This is a genomic window from Mesorhizobium sp. WSM4848, from assembly GCF_055811375.1.
In genome coordinates this window covers 1-4,180 of the sequence record NZ_JBVVPX010000080.1, presented here as the reverse complement: position 1 = coordinate 4,180, position 4,180 = coordinate 1, and the positions used below count along the sequence as shown (strand labels likewise).

General features: G+C 60.3%; 1 protein-coding gene and 2 pseudogenes. 1 reads left to right on the top strand and 2 read right to left on the bottom strand.

Annotated features, from left to right (window positions below; translation table 11 throughout):
- Nucleotides 1-421: 421 nt before the first annotated feature.
- Both AC0L16_RS33270 and AC0L16_RS33265 read right to left on the bottom strand, forming a co-directional pair.
- Nucleotides 422-1,468 (bottom strand): D-alanine--D-alanine ligase family protein, encoded by a 1,047-nt coding sequence (locus tag AC0L16_RS33270; RefSeq protein ID WP_473625752.1) that lies wholly within the window; start codon nt 1,466-1,468, stop codon nt 422-424.
- Nucleotides 1,469-1,846: 378 nt separating this feature from the next.
- Nucleotides 1,847-2,989, bottom strand: a pseudogene (locus AC0L16_RS33265) (IS3 family transposase).
- A 665-nt stretch (nt 2,990-3,654) separates the two neighbouring features.
- Here AC0L16_RS33265 and AC0L16_RS33260 point away from each other — a divergent pair.
- Nucleotides 3,655-4,115 (top strand): annotated as a pseudogene (locus AC0L16_RS33260) (IS630 transposase-related protein); the annotation flags it as partial.
- Nucleotides 4,116-4,180: the final 65 nt, after the last annotated feature.

Below are 4,180 nucleotides of genomic sequence, written 5' to 3'. Positions count from 1 at the left end.
GAGCAACGAGATTGTCTGCCGTGTGGCCGCGGGCATTGCACTTGCTGGGTAGCCGCTAACGAAGTTGGCGAGTTCAGATGTGCCTTGCACTTGGGCGCTCCATAGATCACGTTCCTTGGCGAATGAAAGACCTTCGGCCGCTTTTGCCCACCGCGGGGGTCGAGCTTTGTACCGACAATTCTTACCGGTTTCGATATCGCGTATCTGCATCGGCTCGATAACCGCCGAGCCGACTGTTCGCCACGTGTCCATCGAGCCAAATGGGTTCTGGAAGATGATTGTTCACTGACAGCGTATATTCGCAGACTTTCCGGCCGCGCAATTACAGAACGGCGACATTGGTAATTGCGCGGATGGCAGATTTTCCTGATCCGGTGGCGCCCAGCCTTAGATCCCTTCTTCTCTGTCCACGACCGCGTGATCAATAAGGCGGAAGAATCCGGTCACGATTCGACGCGTGTTCAGCCTTGGGGGGGCTGCCGATTCCGAAATAGCGCGCGTGGGCGACATCGAGGATGCGATTGACCAAGCTCGAGAAGCTGTGTCCGGCGGCCGTCGCGGCCAGGAGATACGCGGTCCCCGCATCGAGCGCCGGCATGGAGTTGATCTCCAGGACAGAGGGCTTGCCTGAGCGGTCGATCCGGAGGTCGACGCGGGCGTAATCCCGGCACTCGCAGGCCCGGAAAGTCGCAATCGAAACGTCCCGCAGCATCGTCGCAAGCTCGCTCTCGATTTGCGCCGGACAAATGGCCTGCGGCGACGCGACCGTGATATTCTCCTTGTCTTCCCGAGTATAAAGACGCGTTTCGCGGTCGCCGAAATCCCGTTCCACCAGAGGCAGAACCTCCAGCTCTTGGTTCCCCAGCAGCGCGACGTAGATTTCCCGCCCCTCAATGTATTCTTCCACGAGCACATCCTGCGCATACTGCGTGACGATAACTTCTGTGGCCTGCTTCAACTGAGCGGGCTTGGGTACGAGCTGCACTCCGAAGCTGTTGGCTTCGTGACGTGGCTTCACTACCACTGGGAATCGCAGGTCGCCAATACTCTCGGTGGCGCGACGCATTACCCGAAAGTTCGGCGTCGGCAAGCCGGCATCGCGTATGAGCCTCTTGGTGATGACCTTGTCGTGCGCCAGTTCGTGCCCGAGCGGGCTCGATCCGGTGTACGGGATCCCCGCCATCTCGAGCATGGCCGGAACGTGGGTGAGACGGCCCTCGCCCTGAATTCCGCAGGCCATGTTGAATACGATCCCGGAGGGGCGGCCTTGCGGATCGGGTGGCATGAACCGCTCGAGCGCAGCGAGCAGGCCTTTATCGCCTTCGCACAGCAGCGTCTCATGGCCGCCCTCTTGCAGTGCCGTCACCACGTTTTCGACCGTCTTGCGGTCGTAATCCTCTGGACGAGACTGACCGAACGGGTTGATAACGCCCGAACGATCATGGTTCCACACGACAGCTACTCGCATCAGCTACTCCCTGGATGTTTGCCCGCTATTACGCTGGGACTTGGTTGATTGAGGGGGAACAGCTTGTCGGCCCCCGCGCCTTCATCGTGTGCCATGCAATCGGCGTGCCACCGAAGAAGTACGAGCGAGAGGTGGTAAACCATGTGTTTAGCGCCGCGCCGGCGGAATACTTGTACCTCCGCGCGTCGGCTTGCGAACATGGATGGACATAGGCGAACACGAGAACATGAAACGTTGAATAGCGCCGCTGGCCTCTCATGCCAAAGTCAAACGTCTGCTCAACAATAATACGCTATCACGACCTCAATCACGATGGACCCGGCATCGGAGCATCACCCAATGTGCCTGCTGCGTGGAGTGTGACGTTGCCCCAAACTTTTATCCAAACCGAAGTTCACTCAGGCGGTCGGTCTTGCCCTGTGGGGCGGGTTGAGCGACGGGCAAAGGCGCGGAGCCGATGGTGCGTAGCGCCGTATCCCGTCGCGGGCTGAAGGTGTTGGCGAACTCAAAGGGTATCTGCCACTCGAATGTGGGCGATGGACGTTATAATCCGTTCGCCAACTGGCCAGCGCGCGCGCGCCTGGGGCAATGACGTGAACAGCGTCTCGTTCAGGGGTTCGTCGCGGAGGGGTCCGTTGAAGCTTTCCACGAAGGCATTCTGCATTGGCTTGCCTGGTGCGATGTAATGCCATGCGACATGGCTCCCGTCTGCCCAGGCGAGGATGGCGTTGCCGGTCAGTTCGCTGCCATTGTCGCTGACGACCATCTTCGGCTTCCCGCGCTCGATCATGAGGCGATCGAGTTCGCGCGCGACCCGCACGCCGGAGAATGACGTGTCCCCGACCAACGCCAGGCATTCGCGCGTGCAATCGTCGACGATAGCCAGAACACGGAAGCGGCGACCGTCGGTCAGTTGATCGGAGACGAAGTCCAGCGACCAGCGGTCGTTCGGCGCAACCCGGGACCATCATCGGTGACCGCGTTCCAATCGCCCGCTTGCGTCCACCCCGCGGCCGCACGGCAAGCTTCTCCTCGCGATAGAGCCGGAACAGACGCTTGTGATTCACGACATAGCCTTCCCGCCGCAACAGCACATGCAGACGTCGGTTCCGCTCCCGCAGGTCCCGGTCGTCGCCGCGGATCGCCGCATAGCGGACCGTAATCCGACTGCAGCCAATGATCTTGCAGGCCCGCCGCTCGCTCATCTCGTAGGTTTTTCGAAGATGAACGACAGCCTCTCGCTCGGCAGCGGGCGTCACCATTCTTTCCGAGAAGATCCTTCAACGCGGCATTGTCGAGCATGGCGTCAGCCAGAAGCCGCTTCAGTCGCGCATTCTCCTCCTCCAGCGTCTTGAGCCGCTTCGCCTCCGACACCTCCATCCCTCCGTATTTCGCTTTCCATTTGTAGATGCTGGCGTCGCTGACGCCGTGCTTGCGGCACAGATCGGCCACCGAAACCCCTGCCTCGTGCTCCTTCAGAATTCCGATGATTTGCTCTTCACTGAAACGGCTGCGCTTCATTCTCTGGTCCTCTTGCTGGGCCAGAGCCAACTTCAGACCGGATTAAGCCGAAGGGGCAACGTCAAGTGCGACTCTGGGGGTGGACAGGCCGGTTTGAGGAATTGACCAGTCTTGTCGGGTTTTCGAAGAGAACCATGGTAAGATATCGCACTCGCAGCAAGCGGCAGGTTGCGCAGGAATACCTTTGCCGTGAGACGCTACGGATTGGCGAAGCGGCACGATGTCACCCCTGATCCGCGTCTGGGTACGCAAGGTATGAGGAAGGCGCCTTCGAAGAGGATGCGCAGGCGGCCGGCCTTATCCGGGAATACGAGGCACGGATTGCTGCCCATGAACGGCTTGTCCCGCAAGCAAGCTCTGGAACGGGAATTCCTAAAGGGGGTCTGAAAAGCGCACCGCCGAGAAGAGGGACTACATCCGTCGTCACCAGCCCCCGGGGCATCATCATTGCGCCAAGACGTGATCTGGTGGCCGCACACCACCGCACCCAGAAAGGGTGCAGCGCAAGCCATAACATCAACCGTGATCTCGATGAAAGAGCGGACTGGGTGGACAGGCCGAAGCCGCCTATGGCTGCTAGAGCACGTCCCGTGATCGATGAATCGATTGTGATGTGACGACGAGCTTCTCCGGTGATTCAACATCCACCTTGATGGAGGTGGATGATGGGAAAAGCACTGAGTGGGGATCTGCGGTCCCGGGTTTTGAAAGCTTCGGATGCCGGCATGTCGGCCCGACAGGCGGCGGCACGGTTTGGGGTCGGCATATCGAGCGCGATCCGCTGGATTGCGCGGGCCAGGATCGGCGAACTGTCGCCGCGCCCGCAGGGCCGCCGCCGCGCGTCCAGCCTGGATGCGCATGACGCCTTCATTTTCGGGCTGATCGAGGAGCGCAAGGACATCACGTTGAACGAGATGGTGGCGCGTCTGGAGGTCGAGCAGTCTTTTCGGATCAGCCGCAGCGCCTTGAGCGCCTGGCTCGGCCGGCACGGCTGGACATTCAAAAAAAGTCCGCGCACGCACTGGAGCAGGATCGCCCCGACGTCCTGAAGCGACGCCGGGACTGGTTCGACGGCCAGCTCGACCTCGATCCAACGAAGCTGGTCTTCATCGATGAGAGTGTGCTGCAGAGGCACGGAAGGAGTTCAGTATGAGCTAACCCCGTAACGTGAAGCTGCGTGAATGATGGAGG